Origin of the sequence: Paraburkholderia caffeinilytica, assembly GCF_051027425.1 — a bacterium.
GTDB lineage: Bacteria > Pseudomonadota > Gammaproteobacteria > Burkholderiales > Burkholderiaceae > Paraburkholderia > Paraburkholderia caffeinilytica_A.
The window spans coordinates 3688620-3710135 of sequence record NZ_CP186552.1; the positions used below are offsets into that span (position 1 = coordinate 3688620).

Sequence of the window (21516 nt, forward strand, 5' to 3'; positions counted from 1 at the left end):
CTGCGGCTCAAGCCACATCGAGCAGGATCTTCGATCGCCATGTTCATGTAGTCGATACGCGTAGCGGATCTCGCGACAGCCGGAATAACGCCATACTGCGCGGCCAGTCGCGCTAAGCCGTGTGACGCCGGTATAGGGCGAGAGACCCCGCGAGCGCGACCAGCACAGCGCCACAGGACCGTTCGAGCCACAGCGCCCCCGACTTCTTCAGCAGGCGAATTGCTCGTGCGCCGAGCAGCGAATAGCCGAACATGATCGTGCAATCCAGCATCGCGAACGTTATGGCCAGTGCCACGTACTGCGGCACAAGAGGGGCGGACGGCGCTATGAACTGGGGCAAAAATGCCGAGAAGAACAGATATCCTTTCGGGTTCGTGACCGCGGTGAGGAAACTCTTGAGGAAAATTGCCGAGTTGCTGTCGCGGCTTACTTCGCCTTGCGAGCCCTCAACACTCAACGAACCCTTCGACATCAACAACCTGATGCCGATGTACGCGAGGTAGATCACGCCCACCCATTTGACGACGGCAAACCAGAATGCCGACGCTGCCAGCAGCGCACCAAGGCCAAGCGCCACGGCGAAAATCAGCACGAGATCGGATGCGACCGCGCCGGCGAACCCATAAGCGGCACGGCGAAGACCATAGCGGGAGCCGTTGGTCAACGCGAGGAGCACCGTCGGTCCCGGCGTCACGATACCGACAAAGGCTACAGCGGCAAAGATGAGCAACGTACTTTCACGCATGATGGTCTTCTCCTTGGTGAGAGGTCGATTTCGACGACCTCATTTACTTCGGCGGAAAACCGTTACTTTGATACAAAAAACGGGCGTAAAAAAGCCCTCTCACGGAGGGCTTTTTATCGGCTACGGTTTCCGAAGTCTATTGCGTGGCATCTTGCCCGCACTTAGAACTCTTTTGCCGTTTCCAGATTTCATTGTCACGCTACAGCAATCTCACGCGAAATTCTTCGACGCGAATTCCCAGTTGACGATGTTCCAGTACGCTTCAACGAACTTCGGACGCGCATTGCGGTAGTCGATGTAGTACGCGTGTTCCCACACGTCGATCGTCAGCAGTGCTTTCGCGTCCGTGGTCAGCGGCGTAGCGGCGTTGCTCGTCGACACCAGGTCGAGCGAACCGTCGGCCTTCTTCACCAGCCATGCCCAACCCGAACCGAACGTGCCGATTGCGGTCTTGGCGAATTCTTCCTTGAACTTGTCGAACGAACCCCACTTGGCGTTGATCGCGTCAGCCAGTGCGCCGGTCGGTGCACCGCCACCTTGCGGCGACAGGCTGTTCCAGAAGAACGTGTGGTTCCACACTTGAGCAGCGTTGTTGAACAGGCCGCCCGATGCCTTCTTGACGATCTCTTCAAGCGACAGATTCTCGAACTCCGTGCCCTTGATCAGATTGTTCAGGTTGGTCACATAGGTCTGATGGTGCTTGCCGTAGTGATACTCAAGCGTCTCTTCCGACATGTTCGGCGCGAGTGCGTTTTTCGCGAACGGCAGCGGCGGGAGCGTATGTTCCATGGTGCTTTCCTTGTGTCTGTATCTGTTGTGGGGGAGTCTACGGATAACGCTTTTGAGCACTCGATTGTAGGCGAGTTGGAATAACCCCGCAAACCAACGGACTTTATGTCCGGCATCGGCGAACATGCCGTACACATGGCGTATTTAGTGCCTCCGCATGCGCTGTGCCTGCCCCGTGCGGAGGTCAAAAATACGCCTTTGCGTGCGGCCGGCGAAGCGTCAGAAACCGTCGGTAAGGCGCGGTTGCACGTCGGCGAGCGCAATGTCCGCCGCTCCTTCGGCAAGATGCACCGTAAGGCGCCGCCCCGGTTTCAGCGACGACGGCGCGCGCACCGCGCGGCCGCTCTGTGCATCGAGCACGGCAGCATAGCCACGCTCCAGCGTGCGCTGAGGACTCAGCACCTCGAGCCGGGCGGCGAGCGTGTCGATACGCGCGGACTGACGTTCATGCTGGCGTAACAATGCGGCGTCCAGACGTTGCGAAAGCGTGCCGAGCTTCGTCTGATGCGCGGCGAGATCAGGACGCCAGCGCTGCCAGCGCATCTCCAGCAGAGAAAACCGCGCTCGGGCGTCACGTACGGGGCGCCCGCCCGCCGATGCCAGCCGCACGCTCAATTGCTGCAGATGCGTGCGCTGCCGCGCGAGCCGCTCGGCCGGCGACACCAGCCGGCGCGCGAGCCAGTCGAGTTGTTGGGCACGCCGCTCCATCATGCGGCCGAAACCGCGTGCGAGCGTCGCATGCCGATGATCGAGCTCGCGCAGCAACAGCGCGCGCTGCGGACTGACGAGTTCGGCGGCGCCGGTGGGCGTCGGTGCGCGCACGTCGGCGGCGAAGTCGGCAATTGTGAAATCGGTTTCGTGACCCACGCCGCTCACCACCGGTATGGCGCTTTCGGCAATGGCGCGCGCCAGTACTTCTTCGTTGAACGCCCACAGGTCCTCGATCGAACCGCCGCCGCGGCACACGATCAGCACATCGACTTCGCGCCGCGCGTTGGCTGCATCGACCATCGCGGCCAGCTTCGCGCTGGCGCCCACGCCCTGCACCGGCGCCGGATAGACGATCACCGGAATATGCGGCGCGCGACGCGACAAGGTAGTCAGAACGTCACGCAAAGCAGCGGCCTGGAGCGATGTCACGATACCGATCGCACGCGGGTGAGCCGGTAAAGCACGTTTGCGCTCGGCGGCAAAGAGACCTTCGGCTTCGAGCTGCGCCTTCAGCTTGAGAAAGGCTTCGTAAAGACGCCCCTGCCCCGTGCGGCGCACCGCCTCCACATTCAGTTGCAGCTCGCCGCGCGGCTCGTACATCGTCACCAGCGCGCGCACTTCGATGCGATCGCCTTCACGCGGCGTGAATTCGGCGTACTGCGCGCGACCGCGGAACATCACGCAGCGCATCTGCGCCTGGGCGTCCTTGATCGAAAAATACCAATGGCCGCTCGCGGCACGGGTGAAGTTCGAGACCTCTCCGGCCACCCAGACGAGCGGAAACGAGCGTTCGAGCATCGTGCCAATCGCACGATTGAGCGCGGAAACAGGGACGACAACTTCACCACCGGGCGGAGCCGACGAGGAAAAAGGGCTTTCGGGATTCATGCGAGGAATATCGGTGACTGGCCGGACAGACGATAGACCGAGTGGCCATCCACGTCCAGCGCGTCGGATGAATTGTTAAAAGTGTCCACATGTCGGGAGCCATTAGACGAATCCCGCCAGATCGCCCGCCGGGCCGCTTGAATTGGAAGCATGTCATTGATTTATATGGTGTTTGCATCTCATTAAAGAGAACGATTACCGATACCGATGGCTCGGCGCGGCCCTTCCAGCCCGTCGACAGGCAGGTTCTCCACAAAGTTATCCACAGGCTGGGCGTCTCGCTGGAAGCGCTGCCGCGCCGTACCGTGCGTGGCGCGCGACTTGCCGGGCAGGACGCCCGCGCGCTAGAGTGGCGGGTTCGACGGCATGCCGAATGTCCCGCAGCGCTCGCCCTTACGGCACACTGAGGGCACCCTGCGCGAGCGCAGCGGATGCAGCCGCCGCACCACCTTTTAGCTTCATTTTTTTCGATTGTCCGGAGAACCGCGTTGATGCCTGCCCCGCGTATTGCACCTGGCGCTTCCACGCCGCCGTCCAGTCTCCTTCGGCCGCGCAGCGTATCGCTCGTCCTTACGGCCGGCCGATGAGCGAGCTGAATAACCGTCTCGAAGCACGCCTTGCGCGTGAGTGGCAGCAGCGTGGCCCGCTTGCCTGGGCGCTGACGCCCTTCGCGTGTGTGTTCGGCGCGATCGCCGCCGCGCGGCGCGCCGCTTTTTCGTTCGGCTGGCTGAAATCCGTACGGATTGGCGTGCCGGTGGTAGTGGTCGGTAATGTGACCGTCGGCGGCACCGGCAAGACACCGACCGTCATCGCGCTGGTCGAAGCCTTGCGCGCTGCGGGCTTCAAGCCCGGCGTGGTGTCGCGTGGCTATGGCGCGCGCGTCAAAGGCCCGACGCCGGTTCTCGCGACGTCGGCGGCCAGCGTCGGCGGCGACGAACCGCTGCTGATCGCGCGCCGCACCGGCGCGCCGGTATGGGTCTGCCCGGATCGCGTCGCGGCCGCGCAGGCGCTGTGCGCCGCGCATCGCGAAGTCGACGTGATCGTCAGCGACGACGGCTTGCAGCACTACCGCCTCGAGCGCGACGCCGAACTGGTGGTGTTCGATCACCGGCTTGGCGGCAACGGTTTTCTGCTGCCGGCCGGTCCACTGCGCGAACCGCTGTCGCGCCATCGCGACGCAACGCTGATCAACGATCCGTATTCCCGCAGCCTGCCCGCGTGGCCGAACACGTTCGCGCTGCAGCTCGCGCCCGCCGACGCCTGGCATCTCGGCAACCCCGCTCTGCGCCGCCCGCTCGCGCAATTCAGCGGCGACCGCGTGCTGGCCGCGGCCGGCATCGGCGCGCCGGAGCGTTTTTTCGCGACGCTGCGCGCGGCCGGCCTCACGCCCGCCACCCGCGCCCTGCCGGATCACTACGCGTTCGAGCGCAATCCTTTTACGGACGTCGACGCGGACGCCATCCTGATAACCGAAAAGGATGCGGTAAAATTGGGGTCCTGGCGCGACGCGCGCATCTGGGTTGTCCCCGTCGAAGCCGCGCTCGATCATCGCCTCATTGCATTAGTTGTGGAGAAAGTCCGTGGACGCTCGCCTGCTTGAAATTCTCGTCTGCCCGATCTGCAAGGGCCCGCTCAGCTACGACCGTTCTGCGCAGGAACTGATCTGCAACGCGGACAAGCTTGCCTATCCGATCCGCGACGGCATTCCCGTGATGCTGGTCGACGAAGCACGGCAGACCGTGGAAGGCACGCCGGTCGATCTGAATCCGGGCTCCGTGGCCTAAGTCGGCTTTGGCCGTAGCGGAGGTAGGCAGCGAGATCTGACGCGCCCTCTCTCTCCGATCCGCCCTTGCCCGTCTTGTTTGCCGTCTCATTGGCCATCACCGTGGCTATTTTCCCCATCAGCGCCCGCCGTGCACGTGCGAGCGCTTTCTTCCGGTTTCATCGCCGCTCGTCCTTCCGATGACCAACGCTAACGCCACCCCTCTTCCGTTTATCGCCGTTGTGCCGGCCCGACTCGCATCGACGCGTCTGCCCAACAAGCCGCTCGCCGACATCGGCGGCAAGCCGATGGTGGTGCGGGTCGCCGAACGCGCACGCGAATCGGGCGCGCAGCAGGTGCTGATCGCCTCCGACGCGCAAGCGGTGCTGGATGTGGCCCGCGAGCATGGCTTCGAGGCCATGCTGACGCGCGCCGATCATCCGTCGGGCACCGATCGTCTGGCGGAAGTGGCGGCGCAGTTCGGTTGGAGCGACGAGACGATCGTGGTGAACGTTCAGGGCGACGAGCCGTTGATCGACCCGGCGCTCGTGTGCGGCGTTGCGTCGCACCTGGCGGCGAGCAGCGGCTGCGCGATCGCCACCGCCGCCCATCCGATTACCGATCCCGCGGAAATTTTCAATCCGAACGTCGTCAAGGTCGTGCTCGACGCGCGCGGCGTCGCGCTGTACTTCTCACGCGCGCCGATTCCGTGGGCGCGCGACGCCTATCAGCCGCATTGGCCCGATGTCGCGTCGATGCCTACGCCGCCGGCGCCCGCCGTCGTCCACCGGCACATTGGCCTGTACGCGTATCGCGCCGGATTCCTGCGCTCGTACCCGGGTCTCGCAATCTCCCCGATCGAGCAGGTCGAAGCGCTCGAACAGTTGCGCGCAATGTGGCATGGCGAGCGGATTGCGGTGCTCGTCACCCAGAATGCGCCGCTGCCGGGCGTCGACACGCCCGCCGATCTCTCGCGCGTACAGGCTTTATTCGGGGCTTGAGCGCAAAAACCCATGGCATAATCGGACGGTTGTGCGCGCCTCCCGTTAAACGCGAGAGCCAGGGATTGCCCGGTCGCACCGTTGTCGCCTTGCAGCGCCGTCGTTTTCGACGTGCAGCGCGAGACCCGAAACGGCAGCCAACACGGGGCCCCGGCGAATCGTGGGATGGCTGCAGCGTCACCAAAGAATTCACATAGATCTGGAGATATCACATGCGTTTGATCCTTTTGGGTGCGCCCGGCGCGGGTAAGGGCACTCAGGCAAACTTCATCAAGGAAAAGTTCGGCATTCCGCAAATTTCCACGGGTGACATGCTGCGCGCGGCCGTTAAGGCAGGCACGCCGCTCGGCCTCGAAGCCAAGCGCTTCATGGACGCCGGCGAACTGGTCACGGACGAGCTGATCATCAATCTGGTGAAGGAGCGTCTGCAGCAGCCGGATTGCGCGAACGGCTATCTGTTCGACGGTTTTCCGCGCACTATTCCGCAAGCCGAAGCCATGAAGCAGGCGGGTGTCGCGATCGACTACGTGCTGGAAATCGACGTGCCGTTCGACGAGATCATCGTGCGTATGAGCGGCCGTCGCTCGCACGCCGCGTCAGGCCGCACGTATCACGTCAAGTTCAACCCGCCGAAGGTTGAAGGTGTGGATGACGTAACAGGCGAACCGCTGATCCAGCGCGACGACGACAAGGAAGAAACGGTCAAGAAGCGCCTCGACGTATACGTTGCGCAAACCAAGCCGCTGATCGAGTACTACAATAGCTGGGCGCAAAACGGCGACACGTCGACTTCGCTGAATGCGCCGCAGTATCGCCGCATTTCGGGCCTCGGCTCGGTGGACGAAATTCGCAACCGCGCGTTCGATGCGTTGAAGTAATCGCGCGTCGGCTGTTGTTGCTCAAGAAAACCCGCCCATTCCGGCGGGTTTTTTTATTGCGTGCCGACTGGGCGTGGCATGCGCTGTTTCGCGGTCTCCATGGCACGTTATGCCTCGAATTGGTTAGCGATCCGTAGCAGTTTGGTGACGCTATGGGTCGACGGCGAGGACCACGGGAAGCCGGTGTCCCACTTCGCTTTCCGCATTGCAGCATAGCCGTTACAATCGATCATCGAAAAGATATTCGATCGAGACATTACTGAACTGAAGCAAAGGAGATGACATGGAGATTCGCGACAACGTATTCCTGATCACCGGCGGTGCATCGGGCCTCGGCGCGGCCACGGCGCGCCTTTTCGTCGAAAACGGCGGCAAGGTGGTGCTGGCCGATCTGAATCAGGACGCCGGTGAAGCGCTCGCGAAGGAACTCGGCGGCGTGTTCGTCAAATGCGACGTGAGCCGCGAAGACGACGCCACCCAAGCCGTCGAAGCCGCCACGAAGCTCGGCACGCTGCGCGGCCTCGTCAATTGCGCGGGCGTGGCGCCCGCCATCAAGACGGTCGGCAAAGACGGGCCGCATCCGCTCGAGTCGTTCGCGCGCACCATCTCCATCAATCTGATCGGCACCTTCAACATGATCCGGCTCGCCGCCGCGGCCATGTCGAAGAACGAACCGAATGCGAATGGCGAACGCGGCGTGATCATCAACACGGCGTCGGTGGCGGCGTATGACGGCCAGATCGGCCAGGCCGCTTATGCTGCGTCCAAAAGCGGCGTGGTCGGCATGACGCTGCCGATCGCACGCGACCTGTCACGCAACGCGATCCGCGTGATGACGATTGCACCGGGCATCTTCGAAACGCCCATGCTGCTCGGCATGCCGCAGGAAGTGCAGGACGCACTCGGCGCGATGGTGCCGTTCCCGCCGCGTCTCGGCAAACCATCGGAATACGCGATGCTGGCCAAGCAGATCTTCGACAATCCGATGCTCAACGGCGAAGTGATTCGTCTGGACGGCGCGATCCGGATGCAGCCGAAGTAACGATGTATCCGGCGTGCCGCTTTATGCGGCTGCGCCGATGATCAATGGCCAATGAAAAACGCCTGCACATGTGTCATGTGCAGGCGTTTTGTTTTTGACCGGTAGGCCCGGCGGCGGCTTAGTCGCGGTCGTCGTACTGGGTACGTTGCCGCAGCTCATGCAACTGCGATTCCACCACCGTCGCGTCTTCCGCGTCCGGCCGGTCGCCGAGATAGCGCTCGAGATCCTCGAGCGCCGGGCGCAAATAGTCGAGCCGCGCGTAGGCGAACCCTCGATCGCGCACTTCCTCGATACTTTCCGGCAACAGGATCACGAGACGCTGCTGCACCGCCAGCAGACGCTGCCAGCGTTCCGTCTGAAGATAAGTCGACTTCAGATTGCGCAGCATCCGCGCGATGATCTCGCGGCGCGTGGCCGGCTGCAGCAACATGCGCAGCGCCCTGCTCACCGACTCGCCCGCCGACGCCACATACGGCTCCAGCATATCGACCATCTGCGATTCGGACAGCGAATGCCCGCTGGTCGGATCGAGCATCACGTCGCCATCCGGGGTCGTGACGCGCAACAGGAAGTGACCCGGAAACGACACGCCGCGCACCGGAATGCCGATCTGCTCGGCCATCTCCAGATACAGCACGGCCAGCGAAATCGGAATACCGCGGCGCCGCTTGAGCACCGCATTCAGATGGCTGTTGTCGGGATCGTAATAATCGTTGAGGTTGCTGGCGAAACCCAGCTCGCGGAAGAAGAACCGGTTCAGAATGCCGACCTTTTGCCTGATGTCGGCGTCGTCCGGCATGCGGCGCTGCAAACGCAAGACCAACTCGTCGATCTCGGCCAGCGTGCCTTGCAAATCGAGATCGGGATAAGCGTCCTGCGCGAGCGAGAGCGCCGCCTCGGTCAGCGGCAGGCTGTCATCTTCGGCAACCAGCGTACTGAAATAATCGAGAACTCGCGTCATCGTGATCACTTCACTCGCCTTTTGAAATACGCGTACTTGAAGCCCATCAGCCAAAGCATACCGAAATATAGCGCGGCGAACAGAACCAGGCACGCCCCCAGCAACACGATCCGGTCGACCGGACGGTTATGCATGCCGATCCAGTCGAAACTGATCGCGAGCCAATGCATCATGCCGGCCAGCACCAGACAGGCGCCGAGCAACTGCACGAAGAATTTGAGCCAACCGTTCGACGGCGTATAGATGCCGCGCTTGCGCAAGCCGAGGAACAGGAACAGTGCGTTGACGCAGGCACCAAGCCCGACGCTCAGCGTCAGGCCCGCGTGCGCAAAAATCGGCACGAACAGATAGTTGCTCAGCTGTGTGACGATCAGCACGCCGATGCCGATCTTCACCGGCGTCTTGATGTCCTGCTTGGCGTAAAACCCGGGCGCGAGAATCTTGATGAGAATCAAGCCGATCAGGCCGACGCCGTAAGCCGACAGCGCGCGGGCAACCATGACCACCGAGTTGCCGTCGAACTTGCCGTAGTGAAACAGCGTCGCCGTGAGCGGCTGGGCGAAGAAAAACAGCGCGATGGCGCTCGGCGCGGCGAGCAGGAAGGTGACACGCAGCCCCCAGTCGAGCAGCGACGAGTACTCGTGCGAATCGGCGTCCACGTGCGCCTTCGACAGGCTCGGCAGCAGGATCGTACCGAGCGCGACGCCGAGCAGCGCGGTTGGAAACTCCATCAACCGGTCGGCGTAGTTGATCCAGGAAACGGCGCCCGGACCGATGCGCGACGCAATATTGGTGTTGATGATCAGGCTGATCTGCGCGACCGACACGGCGAACATGGCCGGCACCATCTTCGACAGCACCCGCTTCACGCCGCGGTGCGCGAGCGCTTTCAGCGGATTCAGGCCGATGCGCGGCAGCATGTCGATCTTCTTCAGACCGGGCAATTGCACGACGAATTGCAGCACACCGCCGGCAATTACCGCCCACGCGAGCGCATAAACCGGCGTTTGCAGACGCGGTGCGACAAACACCGCCGCGACGATGAAAGCGACGTTCAGCAGGACCGGGGCGAAGGCGGGCAGCGAAAAGTTCTTGTACGTATTCAGCACGCCGGACGCCAGCGACGTCAGCGAGATGAAAATGATGTACGGGAACATGATGCGCGTCATGGTGACCGCGAGCGCATAGGCCTGGCCTTCATGCGCCAGCCCCGACGCGACGATGAACACCACGCCCGACGCCCCCACCACGCCGATCAGCGAGAGGATCGCGAGCGCCCAGGCAAGCACGGTCGAGGTCGCGTCGACGAGCGCTTTGGTGGCGTCGTGCCCTTGCTGGTTCTTGAACTCGGCGAGAATCGGCACGAAGGCTTGCGAAAACGCACCCTCGGCGGAAATGCGACGCAGCAGGTTCGGAATGCGGAAGGCGACGTAAAACGCGTCAGTAAATTGACTGGCGCCGAACGCGCGGGCGATCAGCGTTTCGCGGGCCAGTCCGGTCACGCGCGACAGCAGCGTGAAGCCGCTGACCGTCAGCAGGGCTCGGAATAGATTCATGGGGCGCTTATTATACGGGTGCCGCAGGTGCGGACGAGGAGCCGGAACGCGAATCGGACCGATTTGCGCCGCAGACGTTCGTTCGGATGAGTGAATCGGGCCGGTTTTGTCGCTTGCCGCATGTGTTGCGCGCCGAACTCGCCGCCCGCTAGCCGCCCGCTCGCTCGCCCACTCGTCCGCTGGCCGCCCAATGCCCGTGCGCAGTGCCCCTACCGCAGTACCCCTGCCGCAGTACCCCTGCATTAAGGCTTACAGAATCCAGGACCGGGCGCGGCAGCCTGGCGTACCAGGATTGGCGATTCCCCGTTGCCACGTGCCTGATTTTGTTGCTATAATCGCCGGTTTCGAAGCTCGCTCAATTTTCGGACGGGGTTCAGGCACGCAATCTCATCCGGCACTCAAAGCCGTATTGAGGTGCCAGCCAACCTCGAAATACACCGGAACGCAGCCCGCCTTCATGTAGTTCGATCGATTATTTCGACACACTTTTTGCGCTCTTGGGCAATCGCTTCCAGGAGTTCGATCTAAAAGCAGCACCTACCACTTGAAGGTCAGGTACTGGAAACAGGAACAGGATAAGGAACCGTCATGGCTAACACCGCACAAGCACGCAAGCGCGCCCGCCAGGCCGCCAAGGCAAACTCGCATAACTCGGCACTGCGCTCGAAGTTCCGCACGGCTATCAAGGCTGTTCGCAAGGCAATCGAAGCCGGCGACAAGGCTAAGGCCGCTGAAATCTTCCAGGCATCGTCGAAGACCATCGACATCATCGCCGACAAGAAAATCGTTCACAAGAACAAGGCAGCTCGCAACAAGAGCCGTCTCGCTGCAGCCCTCAAGGGTCTGCAAGCGCCTGCAGCGCAGTAAATTCGGTCAGCTCGCTTCGGCGGGCTACCTCCTGTTTCCGCTGCAACAGAAAGGCTCGCTTCGGCGGGCTTTTTTGCTTGGTGCAGACCGAACCGGATACTGATTCACGCCTGTTCGCGAGTCAGTTGGCTGCACATCGAAGCCACGCACTGGAACCACCCGCCTTGAAGTCACTGCTTCAGGCACAAAAAAACCCGCTATCAGCGGGTTTTTGTTTTTTTGCCTATCAGGCTGGCTCTCGCGCTAGATCACATGCCTTTTCTCTTGCGGCGCGGCGTGCTCGAGTTGCAACTCGCACGCCTCTGTCACGACGAGGTCATTGTCTTTCGCGAAGTTCAGAACGAAATCGAAGGCCATCGGCTCGACGTCGCGCAGGCGCGAATCGAGAATCACGCATTTGAGGTCGCCGATCATGGTGGGCCGGACGTACAACGAATATTGCAGGTAAGCATTCGGGCCCCTGCCACCCGGGCTGGGGCCGAAGCATGCCATGACGCCTGCGAGCCGCTCCGACCAATCGCTCGGCCGAAACTTTTTCCCGGTCGACGTGATGCCCTGAATGAAATATTCGGTTGGAGCTGCTTCGGCCATGTAGGAATACCTGTGTGACTGCCCAGCGGGATAACGGCATAGCTGACCGCAAAGCGGCTTTGGGATGCCTGAACACGTTGTACACCACCGAGTGGCGAACTGCGCTGCCAAGAAACCACGAAGGGCCGGACAAGCCGCCTCGGCGGTCGTCATGACGGCGCACCGCGAGGAAATTTTCCGAACCGCGCGAGCCGTGTCCCGCAAGCTCAATACCAGCCTGCTGGGCTTAGGGATAACCGGTAGATTATAGCGCAGCGGGCCTTTTTCCGCAGTGCACACAAACGCCATTCAGAGGCTGCGCAAGCCTTGCAGACAGCTTTCCCAACCTTTTGGCTGACTCGTCAAACGGGGCGAAATCCTTTATGCTGCATAGAGTTACCACAAACGACGGCGGCGCCGTCCGGCAATCCTGCCGGGTGAGACCGCCGTATTTGTTTCATGACCGCCAAGAAAATTCGCCACTACCTGCAGTTCAAGGATTTCTCGCTGGAAGACTACGAGTACGTACTGGAACGCGCGCGCATTCTGAAGCGCAAATTCAAGAACTACGAGACCTACCATCCGCTGCACGATCGTACGCTGGCAATGATCTTCGAGAAAAATTCGACGCGCACACGCCTGTCGTTCGAAGCCGGCATCTTCCAGCTGGGCGGCCACGCCGTCTTCATGAGCACGCGCGACACGCAGCTCGGCCGCGGCGAACCGATCGAAGACGCCGCGCAAGTGATCTCGCGCATGGTCGACATCATCATGATCCGCACGTTCGGCCAGGACATCCTTGAGCGCTTCGCCGAAAATTCGCGCGTGCCGGTGATCAACGGTCTGACCAACGAATATCACCCGTGCCAGGTGCTGGCGGACATCTTCACGTACTTCGAGCATCGCGGTCCGATTCGCGGCAAGACGGTCGCATGGGTGGGTGACGCGAACAACATGCTGTACACGTGGATCGAAGCCGCCCAGATTCTCGGCTTCAAGCTGCGCCTGTCCACCCCGCCGGGCTACAAGCTCGACCCCGCCATGGTCGCGGCGGAAAGCGCACCGTTCTACCAGGAATTCGACGATCCGAACGAAGCCTGCGCAGGCGCCGATCTGGTTACTACAGACGTGTGGACCAGCATGGGCTTCGAAGCCGAAAACGAAGCACGCAAGAAAGCCTTTGCAGACTGGTGCGTCGACGCCGACATGATGGCCTGCGCCAATGCCGATGCCCTGTTCATGCACTGCCTGCCCGCCCACCGCGGCGAGGAAGTCAGCGCGGAAGTGATCGACGGCCCGCAAAGCGTCGTGTGGGACGAAGCGGAAAATCGTCTGCACGTGCAAAAAGCGTTGATGGAATATCTGCTGCTCGGCAAGCTGAATCACTAGGCGAGCCGCACGCAGCATCTGCGTGAAGCGCGACGGGGCCTTGAATACGAGGCAAGGCATCCACGTTTAGCGCCACGCTATCGAGCCGGCGTCCACAGTTGCAAGCGGCCCGGCTCACCCACCGCACTGCCCCAAAAACGCGGGCAAGCGGCAGTTTAGTGTCAAAATAGTGGTTTTCCGCGCTCCGGAACCGCCGGTGCGCCTTGTTTTCCAGCTTTTTCCAGCTACGAGTTCACCATGAGCGATATCAAGAAAGTCGTGCTCGCCTATTCGGGCGGCCTCGACACCTCCGTCATCCTGAAGTGGTTGCAGGACAATTACGACGCCGAAGTCGTCACGTTTACGGCCGACATCGGCCAGGGCGAAGAGCTGGAACCGGCGCGCAAGAAGGCCCTGCAACTCGGCATCAAGCAGGACAACATCTTCATCGAAGATCTGCGCGAAGAATTTGTGCGCGACTACGTGTTCCCGATGTTCCGCGCCAACACGATCTATGAAGGCGAGTACCTGCTGGGCACGTCGATCGCGCGTCCGCTGATCGCCAAGCGTCAGATCGAAATCGCCCGCGCCACTGGCGCGCAAGCGGTCTCGCACGGCGCAACCGGCAAGGGCAACGACCAGGTTCGCTTCGAACTCGGTTACTACGCGCTGGAACCGGGCATCAAGGTGATCGCACCGTGGCGCGAATGGGACCTGCTGTCGCGCGAAAAGCTGCTCGCGTACGCCGAAAAGGCCGGCATTCCGATCGAAATGAAGCACAAGCAAGGCGGCGCGCCGTATTCGATGGACGCGAACCTGCTGCACATCTCGTTCGAAGGCCGTCACCTGGAAGATCCGAAGGCCGAAGCCGAAGCCGATATGTGGCGTTGGACGGTGTCGCCGGAACAAGCGCCGGACCAGGCTGAATACCTCGACATCGAGTACGAGCACGGCGACCCGGTCGCGATCAACGGCAAGCGTCTGTCGCCGGCTGAAATGCTGACCGAGTTGAACCGTTTGGGCGGCAAGCACGGCATCGGCCGTCTGGATCTGGTCGAAAACCGTTACGTCGGCATGAAGTCGCGCGGCTGCTATGAAACGCCGGGCGGCACGATCATGCTGAAGGCGCACCGCGGCATCGAGTCGATTACGCTCGACCGCGAAGTGGCCCACCTGAAAGACGACCTGATGGCGCGTTACGCTTCGCTGATTTATAACGGCTACTGGTGGAGCCCGGAGCGTCGCGCAATTCAGGTGCTGATCGACCACACGCAAGAAAAGGTCAACGGCTGGGTGCGCGTGAAGCTGTACAAGGGCAGCGTGTCGGTTGTTGCGCGCGATTCGAAGGAAACGCTGTTCGACAAGACGATCGCAACGTTCGACGACGACGGCGGCGCGTACAACCAGGCCGACGCTGGCGGTTTCATCAAGCTGAATGCGCTGCGTATGCGGATTGCTGAGAACGCACGTCGTCAGCGCGGCTGAAAACGCGCGTTTCGGTGAAAGCTGACTTCGCGCAAGCGAAGTTAAGCTAAGCGCCGGAAGGCGCAGCCGAAACTGAAGTGCAGATGCAAAAAGGCGCCGGGAGTTTCCTCCCGGCGCCTTTTTGCATTAGGGCGTGCTGTGCATCAGATCGAACGACTTCAAACCGGCTTCAAGCCGCGTCCACCTTCTCGTGCTCAATCGCTACGACGACAGCCAACCACCTAAGCACGGCTTGCTCCGCGCGCTCACGTAATCACAAGCAAACCGGCTCCGCTTCCAGCTCAACGCCAAATCGCGCCAGCACATCCCGCTGAACCGCCTTCGCGAGCGCCAGCACCTCGGCGCCGCTCGCCCCACCGCGATTGACCAGCACCAGCGCCTGCCGTTCATGCACGGCCGCTGCGCCCATCGCGCGGCCTTTCCAGCCACATCGATCGATCAGCCAGCCCGCCGCGAGCTTCACCCGGCCGTCCGTTTGAAGATAAGACACGAGCTCCGGTTCCTGAGCCTTCAGCGCCTCGAACTGCGTCGCCTCGACAACCGGATTTTTGAAGAAACTCCCGGCGTTACCAAGCTGAAGCGGATCAGGCAGCTTGGCGCGCCGCACCGCTACGACCGCGTCGAAAATCGCCTGCGCACTCGGCGCAGCATCTGCATGGCCGCCCGCCGCCAGTTCACGCGCGAGATCCGCATACCCCGCCCGCGGCTGCCAGACCTTCGGCAAACGGAACGTAACCGAAGTAATCACAAAACGGTCACGCCCTTCCCGCTTGAAAAAACTGTCGCGATAGCCGAATCGGCAAGCGTCGGCATCGAGCTCGACTACGGCTCCCGTTTCCAGCTCAACCGCCCGCAACGACGCAAACCGCTCGCACATTTCCAGCCCGTACGCGCCGATGTTCTGAATCGGCGCCGCGCCCACGGTGCCCGGAATCAGCGCGAGGTTTTCCAGGCCAGGCAAACCTTGCGACAAGGTCCATGCGACAAAGTCATGCCATGGCTCGCCGGCTGCCGCCTCGACGTACCATGCGCCGTCGTCCTCGCGCACGACGCGGCGGCCTTGCAGCGCCACCAGCAGCACCAGTCCGGCGAAATCCTTCGTCAGCACGACATTGCTGCCGCCGCCCAGCATCAGCCGCGGCAAGCCGGCGGCACGCGGGTCGCGCACAGCAGCCATTAATTGCGCTTCGCGCTCGATCCGGCACGCAAACTGCGCGCGAACATCGAAACCGAAGGTGTTATGCGCTTTGAGCGGATAGCCGGCAATGAACGCGGCGGAGTCGGATTGGGACATCAGAATGAGAAGAATGGAACGACGCACGAAACGACATCTGGCCTCCGGCCGCGTGACAATGCGCGACGGCCTTAGGCAAAAGGGAGTGGCGTCGGTAAAATGACGCCAGGTTCGTGATTATAGCGAGTGCCCCGTGAGCAGCCGACCGGCCGTGCCACGCACCGCAGCACTATTGGGAGAAAACAATGCCATCGTTTGACGTCGTCTGCGAAGCGGACATGATCGAAGTCAAGAACGCGATCGAGCAGTCCAACAAGGAAATTTCAACCCGCTTCGACTTCAAAGGGTCGGACGCGCGCGTCGAGCACAAGGAAAGCGAAATCACGGCTTACGCCGACGACGATTTCAAGCTCGGCCAGGTAAAAGACGTCCTGCTGTCGAAAATGGCTAAGCGCAATGTGGACGTGCGCTTTCTCGACTACGGCAAGATAGAGAAAATCGGCGGCGACAAGGTCAAGCAGATCATCAAGATCAAGAAAGGCGTGTCCGGCGATCTGTCGAAGAAAATCGTGCGCCTCGTGAAGGACAGCAAGATCAAGGTCCAGGCGAGCATCCAGGGCGACGCGGTACGCATCACCGGCGGCAAGCGCGACGATCTGCAAAGCGTGATCGCCATGCTGCGCAAGGACGTGACCGATACCCCGCTCGACTTCAACAACTTCCGCGACTAAACGCGCGCCACCGTCGGCAACGGGCTGGCATTGTGGCTGGCTCGGCGCCGGGCGCGCATGGTGAGGGGCTCACTCACCGCAAATCGCCAAGCTGCATCGGGCTTCAGCAACAACGTATGCTGAACGCTCGGCAACGGATCATGTAAAGACTCGCCCCCGGCGATTCGCAGCTCAGAGACGCAGCACCCGGCGCATGTCCAACAACACTGTCTGGGCAGCGCGCCTCTCGCACGCACTCCGCGAACGACCTGGAGCACGCCGACTACTACCCGAGCCCCCGCCCGCGCTCAAGATTCGTTACCGCCCGCCGCACTAGCCGCTGCGTCGCTTTTCTTCTTGTCGCCGATACGGCTTTCCTGGCCACGCATCAGCTTCGCGATGTTGGCGCGGTGGCGCCACACCAGCAGCGAACTCATCACGACAATTGCCAGCGCGATGATATGCGGCCCGAAAAGAAAGCCGTCGAAGATCGGTGCGAACACTGCCGCAGCCAACGCCGCCAGCGACGAATAACGCGTGAAGAACGCCACGATCAGCCACGTCAGCAAGGTGGCCGCGCCGAGGATCGGGTTGATCGCGAGCAGCACGCCCGCCGCGGTCGCCACGCCCTTGCCGCCCTTGAAGCGGAAGAAGACCGGATACAGATGGCCGAGAAACACGGCGACGGACGCAATGGCCACCGACGTATCGTCGAGGCCGTAGTGCGCGCCGAAGTGCACCACGAACCACACCGGCAGCCATCCTTTGAAAGCGTCGCCGATCAGGGTAAGGATCGCGGCCTTCTTGCTGCCGCTGCGCAGCACGTTGGTCGCGCCCGGGTTGCCCGAGCCGTACGAGCGCGGGTCGTCCAACCCCATCGCGGCGCTCACGATCACGGCAAACGACACCGAGCCGATCAGGTAGGCAACGACAGCAACGATCAGGTTTTGCATCTGGGACTCTTATAAGGATCGGCGGTCTGAAACTCGATACCCCAACCGCAACAGGGAACGCAACACGCAACAAGGCGGCGCACATTCTACCGAACCCGCCGGCCCGAAAAACATTCAGGCAAACGTCAATCGACGCTCGCACACTGAACCGGCTTCGCCGCCAGCAAACCGGTCAATACCGTGGGTTCGATGCTGACCAGAAAACCGCGCCGCCCGCCGTTCAGCCAGATCTTGTCCATTTCGAGGATGCTCGACTCGACGTACACCGGCATCTGCTTCTTCGTACCGAACGGCGACGTGCCGCCGATCAGGTAGCCCGAATGCCGGTTCGCCACCTCAGGCTTGCAGGGCTCGACGCGTTTCACGCCGATCTGCCGCGCCAGATTTTTGGTGCTGACGGTGCGGTCGCCGTGCATCAGCACGATCAGCGGCTTGGCGTGCTCGTCTTCCATCACCAGGGTCTTCACGACATGATGTTCGTCCACACCGAGCTGGCGCGCCGATTCTTCCGTGCCGCCGTGCTCGACATAGTCATAGGGATGCTCGCCGAAAGCGACGCCGTGACGGCGCAGGAACTGCGTCGCGGGTGTTTCGGAGACGTGTCTGGATTTGCTCATCGGCGCATTGTAATGGCGAGTTTGCACAACGGCTATTTGCCGAATGGCCAATTGTGCAGGTCCGGTGATTGTGGCACGATCGTTCGCAAATCTTCCGGCGCATAGTACGTCGGATACTGAATACGTTTAGCAACCATGTTGCATGAGGCCAGAGTAGGCCGCTAAAGCGCGAACTCTGGTCGACCGCTTTGCATGGGACCAGAGTAAGACGCTAAAGCGTCAACTCTGGTCGACATAGGAGACAGCATTGAGCCTCGATTCATCCACCCGTTCGTCGATCGACATTCCCGCGCTGCTGGCCGCCCTGCCCGCGCGTATTGCCGACATTCCGGCGCTCGCGGCCGCGCGCGATCCGCAGCACGTCGCCTTGATCGAGGACGCGCGCCGCCTCACCAATGCGCAACTTCTGGAAGCCGTCGATGCCGCCGCCGCCCTCCTGCGCGAATGGGGCGTGCGGGGCGGCGATCGCGTGATGATCGTGGCCGAGAACAGCATCGTGCAGATCGTGCTGCTGTTCGCCACCGCGAAACTCGACGCCTGGGCGCTGGTGTCGAACGCACGCCTGTCCGCCGCCGAACTCGACGCGATCCGGGCACACGCGCAGCCTCGCGTGGTCGCGTATGCGGCGGAAAGCTCCGTGGATGCCCAACAGCATGCACAACGGCATCAAGCCGCCACAGCGCCTGCCATCACGCCGGACATCGGCGCCTGGTCGTACACGATCGACGCAAACGCAAAGGCAGAGCCAGTCGAAGCCGCGAATGACCGCCAATGCGCCGCGCTGATCTACACCACGGGAACCACGGGCGCGCCGAAAGGCGTGATGCTGTCGCACCGGAATCTGCTTTTCATCGCGGCCGTGTCGAGCCGCTTGCGCAAAGTCGGCCCGGACGATGTCGTGTACGCCGTGCTGCCGATCTCGCACGTGTACGGTTTTGCGTCGGTCTGTCTCGGCAGCCTGCACGCCGGTGCGACCTTGCGGCTCGCGCCGCGCTTCGCGCCCGAAGCCGTGCGGCGCGCGCTCGCCGACGAGCGCGTGTCGATCTTCCAGGGCGTTCCGGCCATGCACGCCAAACTGCTCGAACATGTGCAGACGCACGGCCATACGTGGTCCGCGCCGCATCTGCGCTTTGCCTATTCCGGCGGCTCACCGCTCGACGCCGCGCTGAAGGCGCGCGTCGAAAGCGTCTACGGCCTCCCGCTGCACAACGGCTACGGCATGACCGAGAGCAGCCCGACCGTCTCCCACACCATGCTCGATGCGCCGCGCAGCGATTGCTCGGTTGGCGAGGTCATCCCCGGCGTCGAGGTGCGGTTCGTCGGACTCGACGGCGTAGACGCCGCTCCGGGCGAAATCGGCGAACTCTGGGTACGCGGACCCAACGTGATGCTCGGTTACTACCGCAGCCCGGAACAGACCCGCACTGTCGTTACCGAAGACGGCTGGCTCAAGACCGGCGATCTCGCGCGGCAGGACGCGGAGGGCATGTTGCATATCGTCGGGCGCAGCAAGGAGTTGATCATCCGCTCGGGCTTCAACGTGTATCCGGCGGAAGTCGAGCATGTACTGAACGCGCATCCGCAGGTGGTGCAATCGGCGGTCATTGGGCGCCCAGTGGAAGGTAACGAGGAAGTGGTCGCGTTCGTCGAATTGATCGCGGGCGCGAAGGTGTCGCCGGCTGAGTTGATCGCATGGTGCGGCGAGCGTCTCGCGCCATACAAGCGCCCCGCCGAAGTGAAGGTGCTCGCCGCGCTGCCGGCTGCGTCGACGGGCAAGATTCTCAAGCACCGGCTACGCGAGTTCGTCTAATGCCACGGCGATGGCCGTGGTAACGATGGCGACCACAGCAGCAACAACCGCACCGCGTAGCCGCTAACGCGCGCCTCACCCCCGCGGATGATGCTGCGCATGCAGCGACTTCAACCGTTCGCGGGCCACGTGCGTATAGATCTGCGTGGTCGAGATATCCGTATGACCGAGCAGCAATTGCACGACGCGCAAATCGGCGCCATGGTTCAGCAGGTGCGTCGCGAACGCGTGCCGCAGCGTATGCGGCGAGAGCGGCGCATGCACGTCGGCCGCTGCTGCGTGACGCTTGATGATGTTCCAGAACTGCTGGCGGGTCATGCCCTCCGCGCGGTTCGTGACGAACAGCGCATCCGTCGCGCGCGCACCGAGCAAAGCCGGGCGCGCTTCGCGCAGATAGCGTTCGATCCAGCCGTGCGCCTCTTCGCCGAACGGAATCAGGCGCTCTTTCGAACCCTTGCCCATCACCCGCACCACGCCTTCGTTCAGACCCACTTCCACCGTCTTCAGCGTGACGAGTTCAGTGACACGCAAACCGCTCGCGTACATCAGTTCCAGCATGGTGCGGTCGCGCAGGCCCAAGGGCGTGTCGATATCCGGTGCACCGAGCAGTGCTTCGACTTGCGCTTCGGTGAGTGTCGACGGAAAACGCGGCGGTTGCTTGGCCGAACGGATACGTACCGTCGGATCGACCTTCGCGCGATGTTCGCGCACCGCCCAACCGTAGTAGCGGCGAAACACCGAGAGCCGCCGGTTCGCCGAGGTGGATTTGTCTTTCTGACGCGCCGCGCTATACGCGTTGAGATCGGCCTCGCTGGCGGTGTCGAGCGACGTGTTGCGAGTTTGCGCGAGCCATTCGCAGAACAGCCGCAAATCGCGCCGGTACGCATCGAGCGTGTTGCGCGACAAACCGTGCTCGAGCCACAACGCGTCGCAGAACGCATCGATCGAGGCCGAGCTCGCCACAAACAAAGGTGACGCGCTCGGCACGTCTTCAGTCACGGTGTCGCTCATGCGTAGGGAATGCCTTCATGCGCCAGCAGCCAGCGTTTAACGTTGCGAAAGAAACCATCTCCGGCGTGATGCGCGAATCCGCCGATGCCGCTCGCACTGACCACCCGATGACACGGGATCACGATCGGAAAGTAATTGGAACCGCACGCCTGGCCGACCGCGCGCGGAACACTGCCTAGCTGCCTTGCCAATTGCCCGTAGGTCAGTACGACACCCGGCGGAATGTCGCTGATTGCCTGCCAGACACGTCGCTGAAACGGGGTGCCGACGGCGGCCAGCGGCAACTCGAACTTCGCGGACGCACGCTCGAAATAACGCTCGATCTGCTCCACAGCCTGCTTTGCGAGAGGCGTGTCCGGCGCGACGTTCTTCACCGACTCCGGCAAATAGACGATCTCGCGCACGGCCTCGCCTTCGAGACGGATGCCGACCTTGCCAAACGGCGCATCGATCACTGCGTTGAACATGGTTGCCTGCTCCGTGATTGGCGGCGCGTCTTTCAGATTGAACGACGGCGCATCTGAATAAGCGTGTGGGTAGCGCGCAACACGCGACTCA

At 62.2% G+C, this 21516-nt stretch carries 21 protein-coding genes; 10 read left to right on the forward strand and 11 right to left on the reverse strand.

Annotation, left to right across the window (positions count from 1 at the left end; all coding sequences use genetic code 11):
- Nucleotides 1–112 precede the first annotated feature (112 nt).
- From ACOSV0_RS16290 to xseA, 3 genes are all read right to left on the reverse strand, one after another.
- Nucleotides 113–745, reverse strand: a complete 633-nt coding sequence (locus tag ACOSV0_RS16290; protein ID WP_434107163.1) for a LysE family translocator — start codon at nucleotides 743–745, stop codon at nucleotides 113–115.
- Between the two features lie 210 nt (nucleotides 746–955).
- Entirely contained in the window at nucleotides 956–1534 is a 579-nt protein-coding gene (gene sodB, locus ACOSV0_RS16295; protein WP_434107164.1) for a superoxide dismutase [Fe], read from the reverse strand.
- Nucleotides 1535–1753: 219 nt separating this feature from the next.
- On the reverse strand, nucleotides 1754–3133 hold the full coding sequence (gene xseA, locus ACOSV0_RS16300) for an exodeoxyribonuclease VII large subunit (protein WP_434107165.1): 1380 nt from the start codon (nucleotides 3131–3133) through the stop codon (nucleotides 1754–1756).
- Between the two features lie 583 nt (nucleotides 3134–3716).
- Here xseA and lpxK point away from each other — a divergent pair.
- The 5 genes from lpxK to ACOSV0_RS16325 all read left to right on the forward strand — a co-directional run bounded on the left by lpxK (nucleotide 3717) and on the right by ACOSV0_RS16325 (nucleotide 7816).
- Nucleotides 3717–4733 carry a tetraacyldisaccharide 4'-kinase gene (gene lpxK / locus ACOSV0_RS16305; RefSeq protein ID WP_434107166.1) on the forward strand — a complete coding sequence of 339 codons (1017 nt, stop codon included), beginning with the start codon at nucleotides 3717–3719 and terminating at the stop codon, nucleotides 4731–4733.
- Nucleotides 4714–4917 (forward strand): Trm112 family protein, encoded by a 204-nt coding sequence (locus ACOSV0_RS16310; protein WP_006050060.1) that lies wholly within the window; start codon nucleotides 4714–4716, stop codon nucleotides 4915–4917. The genes lpxK and ACOSV0_RS16310 overlap by 20 nt, the downstream gene beginning before the upstream one ends.
- Before the next feature lie 178 nt (nucleotides 4918–5095).
- Nucleotides 5096–5896, forward strand: coding sequence for a 3-deoxy-manno-octulosonate cytidylyltransferase (gene kdsB, locus ACOSV0_RS16315; RefSeq protein ID WP_434107167.1), 801 nt, complete (start codon nucleotides 5096–5098; stop codon nucleotides 5894–5896).
- Between the two features lie 212 nt (nucleotides 5897–6108).
- The gene (adk, locus tag ACOSV0_RS16320) at nucleotides 6109–6774 is read left to right on the forward strand and encodes an adenylate kinase (RefSeq protein ID WP_434107168.1); all 666 of its coding nucleotides are present in this window, start codon (nucleotides 6109–6111) and stop codon (nucleotides 6772–6774) included.
- A 283-nt stretch (nucleotides 6775–7057) separates the two neighbouring features.
- Nucleotides 7058–7816 (forward strand): 3-hydroxyacyl-CoA dehydrogenase, encoded by a 759-nt coding sequence (locus ACOSV0_RS16325; protein ID WP_434107169.1) that lies wholly within the window; start codon nucleotides 7058–7060, stop codon nucleotides 7814–7816.
- Nucleotides 7817–7934: 118 nt separating this feature from the next.
- On the opposite strand, the gene ACOSV0_RS16330 is transcribed toward ACOSV0_RS16325, so the two are convergent.
- Together ACOSV0_RS16330 and murJ are read right to left on the reverse strand one after the other, a co-directional pair.
- Nucleotides 7935–8777, reverse strand: coding sequence for a SirB1 family protein (locus ACOSV0_RS16330; protein WP_434107170.1), 843 nt, complete (start codon nucleotides 8775–8777; stop codon nucleotides 7935–7937).
- Nucleotides 8778–8782: 5 nt separating this feature from the next.
- Complete coding sequence (gene murJ / locus ACOSV0_RS16335) at nucleotides 8783–10333, reverse strand: murein biosynthesis integral membrane protein MurJ (RefSeq protein ID WP_434107171.1); 1551 nt, start codon at nucleotides 10331–10333, stop codon at nucleotides 8783–8785.
- A 588-nt stretch (nucleotides 10334–10921) separates the two neighbouring features.
- On the opposite strand from murJ, the gene rpsT reads away from it, so the two are divergent.
- A complete protein-coding gene (gene rpsT / locus ACOSV0_RS16340) occupies nucleotides 10922–11200 on the forward strand; it encodes a 30S ribosomal protein S20 (RefSeq protein ID WP_179734007.1) in 279 nt (92 codons plus the stop codon).
- 243 nt (nucleotides 11201–11443) lie between these two features.
- Here rpsT and ACOSV0_RS16345 read toward each other — a convergent pair whose 3' ends face one another.
- Complete coding sequence (locus ACOSV0_RS16345; protein WP_434107172.1) at nucleotides 11444–11791, reverse strand: DUF3579 domain-containing protein; 348 nt, start codon at nucleotides 11789–11791, stop codon at nucleotides 11444–11446.
- A 438-nt stretch (nucleotides 11792–12229) separates the two neighbouring features.
- Here ACOSV0_RS16345 and argF point away from each other — a divergent pair, with 438 nt between their 5' ends.
- Both argF and ACOSV0_RS16355 read left to right on the forward strand, forming a co-directional pair.
- Nucleotides 12230–13159, forward strand: coding sequence for an ornithine carbamoyltransferase (gene argF, locus ACOSV0_RS16350; protein ID WP_434107173.1), 930 nt, complete (start codon nucleotides 12230–12232; stop codon nucleotides 13157–13159).
- 237 nt (nucleotides 13160–13396) lie between these two features.
- Nucleotides 13397–14623 carry an argininosuccinate synthase gene (locus tag ACOSV0_RS16355; RefSeq protein WP_153134606.1) on the forward strand — a complete coding sequence of 409 codons (1227 nt, stop codon included), beginning with the start codon at nucleotides 13397–13399 and terminating at the stop codon, nucleotides 14621–14623.
- A 253-nt stretch (nucleotides 14624–14876) separates the two neighbouring features.
- Here the strand turns inward: ACOSV0_RS16355 and murB are convergent, their stop codons facing one another.
- Entirely contained in the window at nucleotides 14877–15917 is a 1041-nt protein-coding gene (gene murB, locus ACOSV0_RS16360) for a UDP-N-acetylmuramate dehydrogenase (RefSeq protein ID WP_434107174.1), read from the reverse strand.
- 185 nt (nucleotides 15918–16102) lie between these two features.
- Between murB and ACOSV0_RS16365 the strand changes: the two genes are divergently transcribed.
- Nucleotides 16103–16588, forward strand: a complete 486-nt coding sequence (locus tag ACOSV0_RS16365; protein ID WP_054034313.1) for a YajQ family cyclic di-GMP-binding protein — start codon at nucleotides 16103–16105, stop codon at nucleotides 16586–16588.
- Nucleotides 16589–16875: 287 nt separating this feature from the next.
- On the opposite strand, the gene plsY is transcribed toward ACOSV0_RS16365, so the two are convergent.
- Nucleotides 16876–17520 (reverse strand): glycerol-3-phosphate 1-O-acyltransferase PlsY, encoded by a 645-nt coding sequence (gene plsY / locus ACOSV0_RS16370; protein ID WP_434107175.1) that lies wholly within the window; start codon nucleotides 17518–17520, stop codon nucleotides 16876–16878.
- 125 nt (nucleotides 17521–17645) lie between these two features.
- Nucleotides 17646–18137 carry a Cys-tRNA(Pro) deacylase gene (gene ybaK, locus ACOSV0_RS16375; protein ID WP_434107176.1) on the reverse strand — a complete coding sequence of 164 codons (492 nt, stop codon included), beginning with the start codon at nucleotides 18135–18137 and terminating at the stop codon, nucleotides 17646–17648.
- A gap of 247 nt (nucleotides 18138–18384) precedes the next feature.
- On the opposite strand from ybaK, the gene ACOSV0_RS16380 reads away from it, so the two are divergent.
- Entirely contained in the window at nucleotides 18385–19947 is a 1563-nt protein-coding gene (locus ACOSV0_RS16380) for a class I adenylate-forming enzyme family protein (protein WP_434107177.1), read from the forward strand.
- A gap of 75 nt (nucleotides 19948–20022) precedes the next feature.
- Here the strand turns inward: ACOSV0_RS16380 and xerD are convergent, their stop codons facing one another.
- Both xerD and ACOSV0_RS16390 read right to left on the reverse strand, forming a co-directional pair.
- Nucleotides 20023–20958 carry a site-specific tyrosine recombinase XerD gene (gene xerD / locus ACOSV0_RS16385; RefSeq protein WP_434107178.1) on the reverse strand — a complete coding sequence of 312 codons (936 nt, stop codon included), beginning with the start codon at nucleotides 20956–20958 and terminating at the stop codon, nucleotides 20023–20025.
- Nucleotides 20955–21425: a methylated-DNA--[protein]-cysteine S-methyltransferase gene (locus tag ACOSV0_RS16390; protein ID WP_434110316.1), complete on the reverse strand. Its 471-nt coding sequence runs from the start codon at nucleotides 21423–21425 to the stop codon at nucleotides 20955–20957. Before ACOSV0_RS16390 ends, xerD begins: the two co-directional genes overlap by 4 nt.
- Between the last annotated feature and the right edge of the window lie 91 nt (nucleotides 21426–21516).